Annotated in this window: 13 protein-coding genes; all 13 read right to left on the bottom strand. The window is 41.3% G+C overall.

Annotated features, from left to right (window positions below; translation table 11 throughout):
- Window positions 1–373: 373 nt before the first annotated feature.
- Complete coding sequence (locus tag VGA95_04055) at window positions 374–1,210, bottom strand: hypothetical protein (protein HEX9665714.1); 837 nt, start codon at window positions 1,208–1,210, stop codon at window positions 374–376.
- 219 nt (window positions 1,211–1,429) lie between these two features.
- Window positions 1,430–2,977 carry a hypothetical protein gene (locus tag VGA95_04050; GenBank protein ID HEX9665713.1) on the bottom strand — a complete coding sequence of 516 codons (1,548 nt, stop codon included), beginning with the start codon at window positions 2,975–2,977 and terminating at the stop codon, window positions 1,430–1,432.
- A gap of 64 nt (window positions 2,978–3,041) precedes the next feature.
- Complete coding sequence (locus VGA95_04045) at window positions 3,042–4,718, bottom strand: hypothetical protein (protein HEX9665712.1); 1,677 nt, start codon at window positions 4,716–4,718, stop codon at window positions 3,042–3,044.
- Between the two features lie 188 nt (window positions 4,719–4,906).
- Window positions 4,907–6,088 (bottom strand): glycosyltransferase, encoded by a 1,182-nt coding sequence (locus VGA95_04040; protein HEX9665711.1) that lies wholly within the window; start codon window positions 6,086–6,088, stop codon window positions 4,907–4,909.
- 334 nt (window positions 6,089–6,422) lie between these two features.
- Entirely contained in the window at window positions 6,423–7,694 is a 1,272-nt protein-coding gene (locus VGA95_04035; protein HEX9665710.1) for a glycosyltransferase, read from the bottom strand.
- Window positions 7,695–7,740: 46 nt separating this feature from the next.
- The gene (locus VGA95_04030) at window positions 7,741–8,586 is read right to left on the bottom strand and encodes a sulfotransferase (protein ID HEX9665709.1); all 846 of its coding nucleotides are present in this window, start codon (window positions 8,584–8,586) and stop codon (window positions 7,741–7,743) included.
- Between the two features lie 675 nt (window positions 8,587–9,261).
- Complete coding sequence (locus VGA95_04025) at window positions 9,262–10,239, bottom strand: glycosyltransferase family 2 protein (GenBank protein HEX9665708.1); 978 nt, start codon at window positions 10,237–10,239, stop codon at window positions 9,262–9,264.
- A gap of 70 nt (window positions 10,240–10,309) precedes the next feature.
- Complete coding sequence (locus VGA95_04020; GenBank protein ID HEX9665707.1) at window positions 10,310–11,248, bottom strand: GDP-L-fucose synthase; 939 nt, start codon at window positions 11,246–11,248, stop codon at window positions 10,310–10,312.
- A 105-nt stretch (window positions 11,249–11,353) separates the two neighbouring features.
- On the bottom strand, window positions 11,354–12,400 hold the full coding sequence (gene gmd, locus VGA95_04015) for a GDP-mannose 4,6-dehydratase (GenBank protein HEX9665706.1): 1,047 nt from the start codon (window positions 12,398–12,400) through the stop codon (window positions 11,354–11,356).
- Window positions 12,401–12,735: 335 nt separating this feature from the next.
- Window positions 12,736–13,575 carry a DUF5672 family protein gene (locus VGA95_04010; GenBank protein HEX9665705.1) on the bottom strand — a complete coding sequence of 280 codons (840 nt, stop codon included), beginning with the start codon at window positions 13,573–13,575 and terminating at the stop codon, window positions 12,736–12,738.
- Between the two features lie 99 nt (window positions 13,576–13,674).
- Window positions 13,675–14,721: an SGNH/GDSL hydrolase family protein gene (locus VGA95_04005; protein HEX9665704.1), complete on the bottom strand. Its 1,047-nt coding sequence runs from the start codon at window positions 14,719–14,721 to the stop codon at window positions 13,675–13,677.
- 9 nt (window positions 14,722–14,730) lie between these two features.
- Window positions 14,731–15,255, bottom strand: coding sequence for a hypothetical protein (locus tag VGA95_04000; protein ID HEX9665703.1), 525 nt, complete (start codon window positions 15,253–15,255; stop codon window positions 14,731–14,733).
- A gap of 44 nt (window positions 15,256–15,299) precedes the next feature.
- Window positions 15,300–16,952 (bottom strand): carbamoyltransferase N-terminal domain-containing protein (locus tag VGA95_03995; protein ID HEX9665702.1); only part of this gene is annotated, 1,653 nt, incomplete at its 5' end.

Raw genomic sequence — 16,952 nt, 5'->3', positions numbered from 1 at the left:
AAAGCCTTTCCTTATTATTTCTAACATTCCAGCGTTAAACGGAACGTGTTCACCACCCCAACATACTGGTTCACAAACAAGTATCATCTCTGGTCATACCCTAGATTAAAATAACAACATTTGTTGAATTTACTAAAACTAAAACTTTTGAAAAATCCCCTACGTTGGACAGGGATGAATAGAAGCCTTCCGCACCCCTTAACAGAAAAGGCCAAAAGCTGCCTCCTATTACCTTGTGGGCAAGTGATTCAACGGATTCGAAAATCTTTGCAACACTTTCAATTATTTTTTTCAGTTCTAACCCTGGGTGGATAAGCCATTTCGAGGGTTTTCAATTACGTTAAACATGGTTCCGTAAGAATGCAGATTATTTCTAAAAATAGTCTTGACCGATCCTTGACATTGCATACTTATACACTTCCAGATCCGGCTTACAGATTTCCTCTACCCTCTTTCTGATTTTATCCGTGATCTGTTCTTGCTGCAGTTCTTTCGACAGAGAATTGACGTTAAGTACAGGTATAATCAGTTTAACACCAAAAAGGTCCTTAAACTGGCGGCACATGATGTCGAGATGCGCCAGGCATCCAATTAAGGAGAATCTCTCCAATAATTTGATGGCGGTGGCTACCGCCTTACTCGTATCAACACTGTGCAGATCGGGTCGGTCAGTCCCTTCTGTCAGGTTCCTGACATAAAGCCGGCCGAGCATGTATGCTCGTTCAGTTTCTACAAAGGTTGAGATATCTTCATTGATTTTGAAATGACCGCCTGTCTTGTACTTATTGTAAAAGAAGTGAGAGAACCAACGATCTACAGGGTGACGCAGAACAGTCACAAAATGCCATCGCTCACCACATTCTTGATAAGCTCTTTCACTGTAAGCGAAATGACCACTCAAATACTTAATTTTCTGTTGCAAGAGATAATATAGGAGCAAATCCCTGCGATAATCATCCAGATCTCTTCCCAGGGATTCCGCAGCCTTGACACACGCAGCATCGTCCAGGTGGGCGACCTCTGAGGCATGATAACAGCTCCGGATCGCACTGGCAATCGAACTACCACCGCATTTCGGAAAGTGTAAAAAAAAGATAGGTTTAGTTAGGCGGGGCTGGGCGATCCGAAGCATTCGTTGATAATTGCGTTTGGACAGTCTCCAGCTTTTCATGCACAAATTGAGTAAGTGTAATTTGTTTTCTTTCTGCATTATACAATTCTGCCTTCAAATTCAGTTATAATTTAAAACACGGTTTGAATTCATGAACCGACACTTATATAACTAAAACTAAAAATTAACAAAATTGGTACCAAATTTTATCGATTTTCTTTAGATACCATCCCGATCAAAGTCCAGACCAACATCTCTTGCCCTATAATAAAGCTGACAAACAATTCTTTTTAGTGAGCAGTATTGATGCTCACAATTTTACAACGGATTTGAGTTATCAAGTGCGATTTTCTTTGGAGTATTGGGTATCATATAACGCCCCTTAATTTTATCTATACCCCAATTAAAGATTAGAGGATTACGTTTTGATTTCCCGAATTTATCTGGAATTATAGTCTTCATTGAATAGTTAATATTAAGGCTTTTGCAAATGCGATGTAATATTATGCTAGCCATTCTATTCAGGTAATACAATCCCCCCATAAATTTGAACAGAACGCGTCGACCCCACCTGAAACGAGGACTGGATTTGGAAAACGCAATGAAATCGTGATAGGAATTTTTAGACATGACTAGATCAAGCAATTGATCGGGAAACTGTTGTGTAATCGCTTTTTTCTGTTGTCCAAAAAGGTTTCCAGGAATTCCAAACTCCTCTATAATACGGCGGGGTATAGGACGATTATAATAAGTGGCGTTCGACCAGGGCTGCATCTCATGCGATTTTGAAATCACGTGAATTGAGGGATGTTGAACGATACCTAAAAAGGGAACTGGAAGATGGATAAACCCTAAGCGCAATCTGAATTCGGCTAAGGAAGTACCACTTGCATCCCCCCGTATAATATCTGAGCTGATCTTTTTATTATTAATGTCCCATACTTTATCCCCATGGAAACCTGTAAAAAGAATCTTGCCTGGCAATAAATCAGATAGAGGTGCCATAATGACGTCTACTCCGCCCGTACCACACGCCAAGAATTCTGCCTCGGGGAAATTATCCTCATGTAAATAGGCTTCCCTGTCATATTCAATTACGCGTAATCCCATGAGTTCACCAATTTTTCTTCCACTGTCATTATTATCTTTGAATGTTGGTCTAGCATTCGTAAACGTTACTGATTCGTCACATCCAATTCCCATAGCTAATACTGCGCAAACTGGAGAGTCATACCCAGTTGAAATAGTTGTTAGAGGACAATATGAAACTTTACGAGTTGAGTTTGTTGCATTCTGGTGTAAAGCGAGAATTTCATCTTGCAAAAACCGTCGATAATCAGCATAATCGACAAATGACTTATGGCTTGGCTTCGCAACTTTTTTTACCGCATAATTTAGATCGATCAAGACATTACAGTAATAATAAAGGTAAACTTTATTGCCTTGATGAGTTGGAATCCAAGTCTTAAGCTTCTTCAACCCTTCTTTGCAAGAAGTAAGCTCGGATTGATAGAACATATAATTGTGATTTATCCAATCACCAGCCCGTACAAGCAGAAAAGCAAGTGAGTTTGAAACTAAGATATTGCCATCAAAACGAATAATATGTAACCGCTCAAGGGTATGTGAGGGTGAAGCAAATAGAACACCTTCATTAGTTATTTTGCCACCAGATCCCATAAATGCTGTGGCATCTGGTAAGTTTCCTTCTGAGAAATCTCCGTTCCAAGCACCTTCGCAAAACCAATCTCCATCGGTTTCAACCCATGGTCCACCATAAACATTGACCACAGGATTTCCTTTAGTGATATGTGCACACCAAGCCAACCGGGGTAATGTCTCTATAACGTGAAAGTTAAATCGCATTGTTATACCTAACTAATATTACTGAAAAAACAAAATAGAAATCAACAAAGTATTATTGATCCAATTAGATACACTCCCAATCAAAATCCAGACCAACATCTCTCATCCTTTTTTCCAACAAATATAGTCTTTCTAAAAGGAAAATCGAGGACTCTGCTCGTCGCAAACCTGCAATACCAGCCAAATCCAAGGGAATACATAGTTTTTTTCTTAATAGTGAAAGCCATTCTTTATTACATATTATAGGAAAAAGTTCTCGCGACCACTGGTTTGTACATTTGGCAACTCCAAAATGGTGGTACTTTTTTGTGGGCAGATCAGAAGCATGGGGAATCTTCGCCAATTGGGGGAAATGCGTCAGAAAAATCACATGATAAATATCTCGATTGAATAACTTATAATCATGTTCCATTTTATAGGCAAGCAACTTCCAACTGTAAAATGGAAGTAAGGTTTCCGTAATTTCAATATGCTGTAAGAAGTTGTTTGATATATAAAAACGTTGTCTGTAGTAGAAGTCTGCCCAGCCAAAAACTTTTCCTATAGAAGCTCCTTTTTGAGCTGCCTTTTCCATAGGGACACGCGACCGCATTTGGATCCGTTCAACGACCTCTCTTCGAAACAATTTAAAGTTAGCAAATAAATGCTTGCGTTGCAGTACCTCGGCTAAATCATAACCCCATTCTGTCTCATACTTTCCCAGAAAAGTATCTTTACTGCCACGTATGAGAGAATCCCCCATGAATCCATTCACCATGGGTATTTCCGGGTACTGCTGCGCTACGCAGTAAGTAACAAATTTTGAAATTGGAAAACCATCAGCAGTAAAGTGGTAAACCTTATCATACAGGTTCCATATTGAACCGTTAATATTATGTGTTTTAAGAGGGACTCCAAGTATCTCGGCCACTTGATGGGCAACATGTCCCTCCTCCTCTGTATAACTGACTGTAGCACATTCAACAGATGTCTTTCCAAGCGATAAAGACAAAGCCAGTAGATACCGGCTGTCATAACCACCCGAAAGCGAAAAAATTATACGGGGATGGTTAGCTAACAGCGGTTTGATAGTAGATGAAACAATGTGATGAACTTCTTCGGAAACCTGTTCGATTTCAGGTGCTTGTGATTTAGATTCAAATGCCACGTATGGGATCTGGGTGAATTGGCCATCCTGCAAAACGACTGCTGAGCCCGGTGGTAAGCGACGAAGATCAGAAAAAATAGTGCCATCAGTACAATTGTAGCCGTAAGAAATCCAGGCACTAACAGCATCATAGTCGATCTCACCCTTGGTGAGACCTGCCCTCTGAATTGACCATACATTGCTGCCAAAAACAATACGGCCATTATGCTTCCCGTGGAACATCGGACGTACCCCTAGAATATCTGTCACAAAAGTTATGCGATTTTGCTCTGGTTCATCTATTATGACTACAAAAGTTCCAATAAGCTCTCTAAAACGACCATAGCGCCTTTCGACAACGGCATTTGCACACCATTTTGGAATATCAGATGTGGAAATGTCAGGGTGTGCGGGAATTCCCCAAACATAAGAGTACGCCCGATATTTCTGTGAAAAGCAGCATTGGAAATGCGAATTAGATTGAGCAAAAATTTGCACTTGACCAGGTCTACTGTCGAAATTCGCGGATGGTGATACGAGCTTTGTCTCATCAAACACGAAATGGTTCGATGAAGCATCTTCAGGCAGAATCTGATAACCAAATATTTGATTCATATTCAGTGTTCTTCGTCCTCGCAGTAGAACATAGCCACACCCACTTCAGGATTCATCAGAGCTGTCACGCTTCCAGACCTACTACCATTTCATTGTCGCGACTCAGGACCTCCTCGCCTACTGAATAGATTGTCTACTCTGCCAACCGGCCGTTCTGAAAACGCCACCACAACACCTTCCCCACACCCTTATAAATCCAGCTCATTTCTTATCAGTTCCTCAAGCTCCTTAACACGGTTCCCCCATGAATTTTGCAAAGCTAAATTTCTACGCTTCAACACATGCTCGTAGTTGTCATTCACTAGAGCTTGTTCAATTCCTTCCAAAAACTCGACTGGCCTGTCAGCAATGACAATACTATCCTTCAAGTCCTTGGCTCCGCCAACGTCTGTGCTAACAACTGGCTTTCCCATAGCAAGGTAATCATGGAGCTTAAGCAAATCGTTTCCTTTGGTGTTTTCATTTATCTTAAAGGGAACTACGGCCACATCAAAATAACGTATATAGTCTGGAAGGCTTTCATAGTCGACAGGCGGTATATGCTGGACATTTTTATAGTGTAGATATCTCTCAGTAAATTTTAAATGAATGGAACCAATAAAAACAAATTGCCAATCAGGCCTCTTCGCTAATAGAAAATCAAGCACATCCGCGTCAATTCTACTCATGTTTGCGATGCCAATATATCCTATTATAGGCTTTTTGTCTTGTTTCACCTTTTCAAAAAATTCAATAGTCTTGTAAGCCTTACGATTGAAATTGTAATAGTTAGTTGCATTCCTGATTACGTGTATATTGGAATTCAAAAAGCCATATTTCTTCTTTATGTGGTCATTCACGGTCAAAACGATGTCTGCTGCTTTTGCGTACTTCGTCGTGGTACGTCGGAATAATTCTGTCGTTTGTTCCCCGTAGCCCAATTCAACAAAATCATCGGAAAAGTCAAAAATCGACAACTCTGCACTTTTCAGTAGCTCATCAAGAAGATATTGCATCATGATATTGGGGCAGTTCATAAAAAGTATATATGGTTTTTGATCGTTTAAATGCCTTATATACTTTAACGTGATTCCATGCTCAATTCTTTTCAATTTAGTTAGATATTTTCTATGGGGAACAATATTCATTGGTGCATATACCAATATTTTAGAAGCAACTTTTGACGGGAAAAGTGTATTTATAATTCTTGAGGAGCTATTGTGGTTGTTGTTTTTACGAAAAAATGTTCTTATTGAAACAAGCGGATTCACGAAGATTACCCTATTAATAAAATCGCATTTTGCTAATTCGGCCATCATACTCTGGTTCCGCTTCCACATATTGCTCCATGGAAGAAAACCAAAGCAGATAATGTTATATGTAGTAGCCATTTTCCTATAGATCATACTTTTGAGCCGAAGATAAACTCTGGAATCCTCCCGATGGGGAGACTATCTTCTTCGTGGCGATTTGAGAAGGAATTGAATGTTTTCTTCGAAAAGATTCTGACGGAGGAGGATAAGATATGGAACAAACAAGTTTTTCAATAAATAATTTTTTCCGTAAGCAACTGTCACTCCATAGCCTAGCTGAGCTGCAAAATCTCTTACATAACTTATTATGTTGAGATTTTGCCAGCTCGGCTTTATCTACTATTATCAATCTTTATATGAAATACTATCAAAATATGAACTTTCATCTCTTCCAACAATCTTTTCCATCATATTATTCATATGTATTAAATCGTTTACCATTCATTAACTGACGATATAAATTCACAAGTTGATCATTCAATTTATTGATGTCATGATTGTCCTCCACATGTTTATGTCCCTCTTTTCCCATTTCAGACCACAATTGTTTATGCTCGACGAGATACGTTAATTTCTCTGATAAACCATTAACATCTCGCTCTGCAACGAGAAAACCGGATTTTGTGTCCTGAACTAATTCTGGTATTGCACTGTGATACGTGCTCAGCACAGGCAAACCTTTTGCTAATGCCTCAATTATAACTGTTGGGGTTCCCTCCTGATCACCATTTTCAGCAGTCGAACTGGGAGCCAGCAGAATGTCAGCATTATTAAGTAATTCGATTATTTCCTCCTGTTGTTTCCAACCAAGGAGTTTGATCCTCTCGTCTAGACCTAATGCGTATATTAAGCTTTCCAAATCGCTCCTTAGAGGACCATCACCAACAATATCGTATTCTATCTGTGGATATTTTTTCAGTACTTGTGCTGCGGCCCGAATCCCGTATTCTACACCTTTCTTTTCAACCAGGCGGGCAATCGTCAGTAGTTTCACCTGACCATTATCTTCCGTATGGCGAGGTGAACAACAAATTTTATCTGTATCTACGCCTAACCGATGAACAGAAACTTTCTCTTTGCTGCACCCCATTTCAATCAATTGCTTTTTCATTTTTTCGCTTATAGCAAAAAACGCATCCCCCTCTTTAAAAAGAATGTTATATAGGCCTTCTCCATGTTTTTTAACGGCACCTGAAATATCATAACCATAAAAAGTGGTGACTACTTTACCTTTGATAACATCAACACTCTTAAGTAAGGCCCCTAAGTTACCTTTCCCACCAAAGTGGCAGTGTACAATGTCATACTCACCCATTCCCATATCCAGGAACGACATCGCCTCATAAAACAATCTCAGTGAAGCTGCTCGCTTACCAAATTTGAAAACATTTAGTGATTTTATTATGGGCATCGGCCTCTTATGGAACTTTGTAACTACTAGGAACATTGCTTTTAAGATCCGCAGGAGTTGGTTTGCGGGCATTTTTTGATCAAAAGTTCCAGTATAAGAAGTACAGTTTAATAAATTATATTTTTCTATGTCTCCATGTTGTTTTGGATCATTCCCAGGCCCAGAAGCATAAATATCAACTTCATATCCTCGATCTCTTAGACCTGTAATTTGATTCAAAATAAAAGTTTCAGATAGTAATGGAAATAGCGGAACGAGAAAAGCAATTTTCATATCGACCTACTTATTAGGCTTAAAATTTCAAAATAAACACTTTTAATCATGAAGAAAGATGCGATTGCCATGATTGAATCTTTCTCCCTATAAACTCAAAAAACATTTGATTTGGTTCAGTATAAATATCATTTAATTCTTTTATAGTTTGATCGCTTGGGTATAATTTATTGACTCTGAAATATTTATCTAACCACTTTGTATAACGTTTTAATTGAGGCGCATAATAGTCAGCCACCATGCTAATTCTTGAACGATTATGGTAATTGATGGGATTCTTTAAATTAGTAAAACTGAAATTTGAATCAGCGCCTAAAAAGTTACATACCTTTTTTAATCCACTCATTGAATTCATAATTAGATCTTCCTCATATATAAGTAATAACAGTTGTCTTCGGTCAAAGAATTCAAGATAACTCTTTATTTGTTGATAATACATTCCTTTACTAATGATTCCATGCCCTTCAATCAGATGAGCCTTATTACCAATTAATAATTGGTCAATATTATGTAGAGGCGAAATACGCCCAGTTCGAATAATATGATTTACCGCTGAAATCGCTCTACTAACTGGGTTCCGTAATAGGATGATCAATTTAGCGTGAGGTAAATGGTGAAATAAGTTCTTATGGACATTTGATAAATGACCTTCCGCCCCATTTCCATTCGCCCACAGATAATCTGGCGTTTTTTCACCTATGAATTTATAGTTATCATACGAGGGAAAATGCTCTTTATACCACGCTATCCCCTTCTTATAATTTTTACTTTTATCAAAAAAATGGATTTCTGATTTATAAACAAATATATCAGGATGCTGAGACAGTATCTTAGCAAAATAAGACGTTCCTGACTTTTGAGCTCCTATAATTAAAAAATTAGGTAACGGCATAAAGCTGCACTCCCCACCCGATTTCGTGGACGCCCCCTATCATAATTAGCGATAGGAGGTGGGAGATGAACAAAAGCCACAAGAGTGTGGATAGGGCCTAGAGTGCTACAGAGTGAGGACGTTGTTGTCGGCGCGAGACAGACCAAACAGGGCCTCAGCCTTTCAGTATTAAGGTCCTAATTCATAGCAATCTATAAGAACATACAATTGTTGGGCATTTCCCCGCCCTAAATTCCGATAAGCGCTTAGCTTTTCCGCAACAAGCCATGCTACTCCGTATTCCTGCTCATGCTAAGCCATTGCGCGCCCTTCTGCCAACACGCATACATAGGGGCGAACGCCTTAACCGGACGTTCAAACTTATTTGCTGGCATCTTGAGTGCCCCCCTTGGAGAGAAATAAAGCGTTCGCCTTCCAAAATTGTACCAGCCAACTCTGCACGGTCCACAGAGTCAATCCCCGGCCTGTTCGCATGAATACATCTATATCATGACCTTTGTCTATGAGCCCCGTGATCTGATAGAATACCAATGTTCATGCGCGGCATGAAAACTGGTCAACCATAACGGCAATTTTCATCTCTACCCAAGAAGTGACAAGGTGCAGTTCAGGAAGATCTGGCAGGGTCCATCTTGTTAAGAAGTCATTCTAAGTGTAGCCTGAACTAAGGATCTATTAACAAATTGCTTTCTCAATTAATTTAATGACGCCCTTAGCCGATTTCTGCAGTCTAGATCTTGAGTTGCGAAATAGTCCTGCACGCTTTCGGTACGCCTTCTGGTACTCATCCTGGTATGCCTTCAAGTCTGTTAAGATTTCTTTCTTAGTTTCATCTGAAAAGCAATTAGCGAGGGTCACTAGCCTTGAAGCATTATCGATAAGTGCTTGAGTCGTTCGCATTCCATCATGGGTCTTCTGCTCGGCATATCGCCTAAACATGCCGAACGGTATCTCTGTGTACTGGAACCTGGCTCCCGCAAGGAAAAACTTCCCCCACAATTCGTAATCCATCGTGAAGTGATTGTCAACATTGAGTCCGCCAACCTCTAGTGCCAGTTTGAGTGGAAACAAGACCTCCGGCTGGACTATGTGACCACCTGATCGCCAGACTGTTCTGATGCGAACGAGGTCTTCCAAGGAGTGAACTCTGCCGCGGCGGCTGAAGAGAATCTTGCGATCTACGTCTGTGCGAACGCAAATTCCTACATATACAACATTGGGGTCAAAGCCAATTCGGGATGCATGATTAACAATCGCATCCTTGCACAGCATATCATCGCTGTTTATCCACGTGGCGAAAAGCCCAGAGCCCATCTTTAACCCACGATTAATTGCATCGCTTTGCCCAGAGTCAGGTTCACTCGCCCAATAGCTGAGCCAAGGTGCATATTTCTGGATTATCTCTATAGAGTTATCTGTGCTGCCGCCGTCAAGCACGAAGTACTCCAGATTGGGATAGCCCTGGAGCAGTACCGAGCGAATGGTTTCCTCGATTAATTGTCCCTGGTTGAAAGAAGGCGTCACCACAGTTATTCGTGGCCAGGGGCTACCATCTGACATCGTGTTTAGCAATGGCCGGCTTTCTTCCGTCCACGGCCAACCGGTTTTGCCCGCCGGCGGGGACGGGAGCTCAGTCAGGGTTGGGAAACGCATCTTTGGTCCCTCATAATTTGTGGATTTTTGGGACAAAATTCAATTTGTCACATTTAGATTCTAATAAAATTTATTTGTTCGACTTATACCACTCAATTGTCTTTCCGAGCCCGTCACGAAGAGATGTTTTAGCCTCAAAATCAAACTTGTTTTTAGCCTTCTCGGTATCCAAGCACCTTCTCGGCTGCCCGTCAGGTTTGGTGTTATCCCAGACAATCTTGCCCTTGAATCCTGCCAAGTCAGCAATTAATTCAACTAATTCTATTATCTTTATCTCTTTACCACTTCCTAGATTTACAGGGTCTGGATCGTTATATCTCTCGGTTGCTAGTAATATCCCCTCAGCACAGTCATCTACATAAAGAAACTCCCTCGTGGGCTTCCCCGTACCCCAGACTTTTATTTCATCGCTTTTTTTCTCAACTGCATCTATGCATTTTCTAATTAAGGCCGGTATTACGTGCGAACTCTCTAGGTCGAAGTTATCTCGAGGTCCGTACAAATTGACTGGTAAAAGATATATAGCATTAAACCAGTATTGTTCCCTGTATGCTTGCGCTTGTACCAAAAGAGCCTTTTTTGCGATACCATAAGGGGCATTTGTCTCTTCTGGGTACCCGTTCCAGAGGTCCTCTTCTTTAAAGGGAACTGGTGTAAATTTTGGATAGGCACATACAGTTCCAACTTGGACAAACTTCTCAACCCCAGATTGCCTTGCCGCCTCCATGAGCTGAACACCCATAATCATATTGTCATAAAAAAGGATTGCAGGATTGCTTCGATTAAAACCTATCCCCCCTACCTTTGCCGCAAGATGAATTATTATGTCAACATCCTTCGTAATTGTTTTGCAGTTTTCCCATTTCCTTAAATCAAATTCACTACTTGTTGGCACAAATATATGGCAAGGATCTACTCCCCTTTCCTTTAGCTTTTCAATCACAAATGAACCAAGAAAACCAGATCCACCTGTAACTAATATGCGTTTAGTTCTTAGCTCGATGCTCATATTTCAAAATTATTAGTTCTTAGCTCATGGTTACTAGCTGATGGAATTCTTGATATACATGTACTATCAACTATGAACCATCAGCCATTAGCTATCAGCTACGAGCTAATCTATTTTCCACCATCTATTCGGGAATTTCTCTTTAAGAATTTTATCGCCTTCTCCAATTGGTCTTAACCCCATGTTTCTCATGTCGGAGTCTGCCATTATTTTTACGAGGTCTTTAAATTTTATCTTAGGTTCCCAACCGAGTTCATTCCTGGCCTTGGATGTGTCGGCAATTAAAACCTCAACTTCCGTAGGTCTAAAGTAATTTTTATCAATTTTTACATGTTCCTTCCAATCCAAGCCCACGTAACTAAAAGCTTCTTCAACAAACTCCCTCACAGAATGTGTCTCCCCTGTACCAATTACGAGATCCTCCGGCTTACCATTTTGAAGCATGAGCCACATACATTCAACATATTCAGGGGAGAACCCCCAATCCCTGCTAGGATCCAGATTACCGAGATAGATGTACCTTAGTCTCTCTGCCAGGATATTTGCTATTGCTCTTGTAATTTTTCTAGTGAGGAATGTCTCACCCCTTCTTGGGGACTCATGGTTAAACAGGATACCGTTACAAGCGTAAATCCCGTAAGCTTCTCTGTAATTTACAGTCATCCAAAATGCATATGCTTTTGCCGCAGCGTAAGGGCTTCTTGGCCTGAATGGACTAACTTCGCTTTGTGGAGGAGGTGAAGAGCCATACATCTCACTACTACTCGCTTGATAGAATTTACACTTAACGCCGCTCCTCTTTACAGCTTCAAGAATCTTGGTTGTACCAAGAGCGGTTGTATCTCCTGTGTATTCAGGCATGTCGAAACTAACCTTAACGTGGCTTTGCGCTCCGAGGTTATATATCTCATCAGGACATGTATTATAGATTAAATTAGTAAGCTGCCCCGAGTCGGTAAGGTCACCGTAGTGTAGGAACAGCCTAGCGACTGGACTATGAGGATCGATGTAGATGTGATCTATTCGCTGTGTATTAAAGGTGCTTGCTCTTCTTATGAGACCGTGAACCTCATAGCCTTTGGAGAGCAGAAACTCTGCAAGATAAGAACCATCCTGACCGGTAATTCCGGTAATCAATGCTCTTTTAGTCATAGAATCTCACTCCTTGATCGTTGTGATACGCACTTTAATGACTACCCATCTGTCGATCGTTTCAAGAGTATCCATTATGTTTGAATTATTCTTTTTTGAGTTTATTGTGAAATCATCAGCTCAGTAGCACAGTTTTTTTAAGGATCAACTGCGCTATGTCCACTTCTCGCTCTAGTACTCAGTCAGCTCGATTAAATCGGGGATACCAAAGTTTTTCGTAGGGAAACAGATTTTGATTGGGCGATTAAGCTATCATACATTTATCTGTGTAAAAACCCGATAAATCTAGTACCTTGTGTCTCTAAAAATCAAAAAATACATCATGCCTCTCATATCTACTTAAGAAGATACGGTCCCCAAAAATCCCGGTCGTATCTATACCATGCGTGACAACCAAATGGGAGTTTATGATTGTTTAATTCAAAACATAGCCTTGGAGCAACCTCAAAAGCAAAGCGAAGACCCGTCTCGAAAGAGGCGATCTTAAACTCGGGATAGTACTTTACAGCTTCGTCAGACCAAAAGATATCCGAGTTGCGCTCAGCCTTGAGCCACCTAAATATCTCCCATCTAATACCATTAAAAATCTTAAGGCGCTTAAGATATTTTCTAGGGAGGTTCAAATATTGAATATATCTAGGATTCGAAGCACAAAAGTCTTCCCAGTACTTGGCGGGTTCGACACGATATCCCGGAGAGTAAATAACCTTTAGAAAACTCTCTATCTTCATTAAGGAAAATCCGCTGTTTCCAACTCTAGGAACCTTAACCCAGGGTGAATCTGGACAATTGAGCCAAGGTGGACCTATGTAATCTAAATCCGTTTCACACCAGTCTATAAGCTGATCTGAAAATACTAGACTATCAAGGTGATAGAGTAGTATGTATTTGTATTCGGTGAAAGCCCCATAGAATTTGGGAGAAAGCATCAATTTGGCATGAGCTGCTGGACTACCAAAAAATCGTTCATCAAATCGCTTAATCCCGAAATCGGGATTGTCTACTTGCAGACTCTTTGGAACCACTAGGTATTTATCGTATTTGCCAAGAAAGCGCATTAGATGTCTGAATGAAATCCCTTCTTCTGTTGTCAATTCTTTTCTATCGGATAATGGAACAACAACCGCCACGAGTCTTGATGGTTGATGATTACCAACAGCACTTCCATTTGACATCGCTTATACTCCAACCTTCAAGTAATCCGTTAGCTGCCTTTCGAAACAACTAAAATTTTAAGCATCGACAAGAGTGAACGTAACCATACTCATAAATCCCTATATAACCATCTTCCCCAAGACATAGTCTTGATGAAGATTATAAAGCACTTCCGCTACACGTTTATGCCCCCGCTCATTCCAATGTACATCATAGTCCTTGTGATCCTTCACCCCTAGGTAGTCTTTAAAGCTGAGAGTGTGCACAGCCAGTTTGTCACAAATCTCCCTTATCTTTTTGTCCGGTAGACCAGGATCGAAACATTCCGGGATTGGTGCATGCATAGCCAGGGTTTCCATGCGGACTTTACTGATCTGGGTAATGTCGGGTATCGTCATGACTACCAGTTGTGCACCTGATTGCTTACAGATATCGCTACCCTTACGTATTAAAAACTCACAGGCAGAGTAAACACGGTCGGCAAGAAAAGTCGGACTACAAATTTCGGCCAGCCTTTTATAATAGTTACGCTCGGGATTTAACGGCCACTGATTTTGGCTTATATGACTGGTTACAATTTCCCAATTCCCGGTCCCATTGACTTTCCGAACAAATGGCATTCTATATCGGTAAAAGTTGGGCTGCAGATTTTCATAAAGATCGTTGCCGAAATAAATAAACCAAACCACCAGCTTGCCTTTAAGTTGTGAAGATAATTTGCTCATTAATAGAATTTCCTGAACCATATTATATCCAGGTGCACCAATAGCCTTAATGCGAATATTTCCATTGGGTTGCGAAAAAAAACACTCCTTAGTATGTACTCCATAACCAAATGCAAAAGAGTCCCCGAAAACTACAACTTCGCTTTCGCCAAGCGTTGCTTTACCTGGCCACCCCTCCGAATCTGTTATAACGCTAAATATTCCATCCTCGACAGCAGTGAGATAGAATGCATTGAGGTTAGGTTTTGGCTTCCAACCAATAGTTGGCGTGAATTCAATGAGCTGTTTCCAGGATAAATACGGTCGTTCAAACAGTCGAGAAAATACCCTTGTGAGAGATGCAATGCCCCAAAAAGGCAGTCCAAGAAAAATAATAGGAACTGCTAAAATCATTCCAAACAGCGAGACAATTCCCGCTATTATAAGGCGAATACTAGCCAATCTAAACTCCTAGAATAGCGAATAGATATTATTGGGGAAATTGCTTTCCTCTTCAGTCTCAAGAAACCTCAGTAGAATCAAAAAGGGTAATAAGCAAAACGCCCAAAAGTTGCCCGATTGTGCAGCCCATGAGAGAAAAGTAGGGATCCACCCCCTCTGAGGTAACTCTTTCCTTGACACATTATATTGGTGGGGATACCCGATAGGTTGAAGTGTTTTCCGAGGAACCCACATAGATCTCCCGCTAGTCGGACGAGCTAGCCCTAGCGATGATCCCGTACGCCCCACCGCTACAAAAATAATGTAGAAACATATGCCCATAAGAACTATCCTTGCCACCCTAGTAAACCGCCGAGCAACTCTGTTCCATGCTTCGTACACTATGGATGCTACTTGTCGTTGGAGGAAGCCAAGCAAGGTAAACATCAGGGCCAGGATTACAGTTACACCAGACAATATGGGACTTACTAGCAGTGCCAAGAGAGAACCGATCAGTAATCCTCCGGCAAGGGTCAAGCCTAACCAAAAACCCATGAGCCATGCGGGGCGGGGTCGTGATGGTAGGATTATAATAGACATTAATCTAGAGAGTATTGTGCTCTATAAGCTTCTGCGTCCTGCAATAAGCTTGAAGGTTGATAGTTTTTCATTAGTAAATAGTTTTCAAGTACCAAACAATCAATATCTGTTGCCATAAAGCAACGATAGGCATCTTCGGGAGTACAAACTATAGGTTCTCCCCGTATGTTGAAACTTGTGTTTACGATCACTGGACAACCCGTCAACTCATAGAATCGTCGCATCAGGCGATAGAAACGACCGTGTCGATCAGGATCAACCGTTTGAATCCTGGCCGAATAATCAACATGTGTTATCGCTGGTAGTCTTGATCGTGGTACGGACACACGGATCCTTAAATCAGGATCCCGCAATTTTCTTAGATCTTCTTCACTCAATTGCGTTCGCCAATCTTCTCTAATTGCAGCTACGAGTAACATGTAGGGGCTATCCTCGTTAGGGCGCATCTCAAAGACTTCATCTACGAATTCACGCAGAACACACGGCGCAAAGGGGCGGAACGATTCACGGAACTTGACTTTGAGATTCATCATCTGTTGCATAGTGGTAGAACGGGCGTCTCCTATTATACTGCGGCAACCAAGAGCCCGAGGACCGTATTCCATTCGTCCCTGAAACCAGCCTACAATCTTTTCCTCGTCCAACAAATGAGCCACACGATCAACCAGTATACTTTCATCATCGATATACTCATGGCTGGCACCAACCGAGTCAAGGAACAAGCCAATCTCATCATTGCTGAAGGCTGGTCCCAATAAGGATCCATTCTGACTGTCTTGCGGATGGGCTTGGCGTGGTTTGCCAAGCATTTGATGCCAAACCAGTAATGCCGAGCCGAGAGCCCCTCCTGCATCCCCGGCAGCAGGCTGTGTCCATATATTCTCAAAGGGCCCTTCACGCAGCACCCTACCATTGGCCACACAGTTGAGGGCTACGCCGCCAGCCATAACCAGAGTCTTTATTCCAGTTAGCTTATGCGCATATCTGGCCGCACGCAGCATAACTTCTTCACATACGCCCTGAATAGAAGCTGCTAAATCCATATCCTTCTGAGTGATAAGGCTCTCGGGACTTCGAGGCGGTCCCCCGAAAAGTTTATGGAACTTCTCAGAAGTCATGGTCAACCCTTGGCAATAATTGAAATACGACATGTCCAGCCAAAGAGAGCCGTCTTCTCGAATGTCTGCAATCTTCTCCAAGATCGCATCCACATACTTGGGCTGGCCATATGGTGCAAGCCCCATAAGCTTGTATTCACCAGAATTCACCTTGAACCCAGTATAATATGTGAACGCCGTGTATAGCATCCCTAAAGAGTGAGGAAAACGCATTTCGTGAGTGACGGCAATTTGATTGCCACGTCCTACACCGACCGAACTCGTGCTCCATTCACCCACCGCATCTAGCGTAAGAATGGCTGCTTCTTCAAACGGAGAAGGAAAGAATGCACTGGCAGCATGAGACTCATGATGATCCGTGAAGCAGAGTTGTCCACTGAATTCAGCGCCAAGTTCATCTAATATTGCTTTAGGCATATCCAACTTATGATTTACCCAAAGCGGCATCGCTCTCTGGAATGATTCAAAGCCCCTTGGAGTAAACGCAAGATACGTTTCAAGTATACGATCAAACTTAACTAAAGGTTTTTCATA

Source organism: Thermodesulfobacteriota bacterium (genome assembly GCA_036397855.1).
Classification (GTDB): domain Bacteria; phylum Desulfobacterota_D; class UBA1144; order Nemesobacterales; family CSP1-2; genus DASWID01.
This window is presented reverse-complemented; position numbering and strand designations above follow the sequence as displayed.

What these genes read in the sequence shown, in the direction of transcription:
- VGA95_04050 (HEX9665713.1), bottom strand. Translation starts at nt 2,977, where the DNA reads ATGCGATTTAACTTTCACGTTATAGAGACATTACCCCGGTTGGCTTGG.
- VGA95_04030 (HEX9665709.1), bottom strand. Translation starts at nt 8,586, where the DNA reads ATGCCGTTACCTAATTTTTTAATTATAGGAGCTCAAAAGTCAGGAACG.
- VGA95_04020 (HEX9665707.1), bottom strand. Translation starts at nt 11,248, where the DNA reads ATGAGCATCGAGCTAAGAACTAAACGCATATTAGTTACAGGTGGATCT.
- VGA95_04040 (HEX9665711.1), bottom strand. Translation starts at nt 6,088, where the DNA reads ATGGCTACTACATATAACATTATCTGCTTTGGTTTTCTTCCATGGAGC.
- VGA95_04055 (HEX9665714.1), bottom strand. Translation starts at nt 1,210, where the DNA reads ATGCAGAAAGAAAACAAATTACACTTACTCAATTTGTGCATGAAAAGC.
- VGA95_04045 (HEX9665712.1), bottom strand. Translation starts at nt 4,718, where the DNA reads ATGAATCAAATATTTGGTTATCAGATTCTGCCTGAAGATGCTTCATCG.
- VGA95_04025 (HEX9665708.1), bottom strand. Translation starts at nt 10,239, where the DNA reads ATGCGTTTCCCAACCCTGACTGAGCTCCCGTCCCCGCCGGCGGGCAAA.
- gmd (HEX9665706.1), bottom strand. Translation starts at nt 12,400, where the DNA reads ATGACTAAAAGAGCATTGATTACCGGAATTACCGGTCAGGATGGTTCT.
- VGA95_04000 (HEX9665703.1), bottom strand. Translation starts at nt 15,255, where the DNA reads ATGGGTTTTTGGTTAGGCTTGACCCTTGCCGGAGGATTACTGATCGGT.
- VGA95_04010 (HEX9665705.1), bottom strand. Translation starts at nt 13,575, where the DNA reads ATGTCAAATGGAAGTGCTGTTGGTAATCATCAACCATCAAGACTCGTG.
- VGA95_04035 (HEX9665710.1), bottom strand. Translation starts at nt 7,694, where the DNA reads ATGAAAATTGCTTTTCTCGTTCCGCTATTTCCATTACTATCTGAAACT.